The organism is Rhodococcus sp. 06-235-1A (genome assembly GCF_002258785.1).
Lineage (GTDB): Bacteria > Actinomycetota > Actinomycetes > Mycobacteriales > Mycobacteriaceae > Rhodococcoides.
The window spans coordinates 1-687 of record NZ_NOYI01000022.1 but is presented as its reverse complement, the minus strand read 5'-3'; the positions used below and the strand labels follow the sequence as shown (position 1 = coordinate 687).

Sequence of the window (687 nt, the reverse complement as noted above, 5' to 3'; positions counted from 1 at the left end):
TCTCCGCCACATACACCGGATCCCGATGACCATCAGCAGTCGCCACCACCAACCGACCACCAGACCGCAACGGCAGAAAATAACCCCACAACGACACATCGAACGTCGTCGCCGTCTTCTGCAAATACACATCCTCGGCCGTCAACCCATAGAACTCCGCCATCCACACCAACTGATTCACGATCGCCTCGTGCGAGACCGCCACACCCTTCGGACGACCCGTCGAACCCGACGTGAAAATCACATACGCAGGCGACTGCGGCCTGACCACACCACCGAGCTCCGACACCGACACAGCCGAACCCGACACCCCCGACAAGTCCAACCCGGACACATCCACCACCCGAACACCAGCACCGACATCGACCCCATCGACCGCCCTGGTCAACACAGCGACCGGATCAGCCGTCTCGACGATATGCGCGATCCGCTCCACCGGATGATCAGGATCCAACGGAACATACGCACCACCAGCACGCACGATCGCATACATCCCCACCACCAGATCCAACGACCGCCGCATCGCCAACCCCACCAACGACTCCGGCCCCACACCGATCCCCACCAGATACCGCGCCAACCGATTGACCCGCATATCGAACTCGCCGTACGTCAACGACACACCCTCGAACGAGATCGCCACCGCATCCCGATCCGCCGCCACCCGCGCATCGAAACCATCCAACA

General features: G+C 61.6%; 1 protein-coding gene. It reads right to left on the bottom strand.

Annotated features, from left to right (window positions below):
- A partial coding sequence (locus tag CH275_RS21740; RefSeq protein WP_143546854.1) for an AMP-binding protein occupies window positions 1–687 on the bottom strand: 687 nt, incomplete at both ends.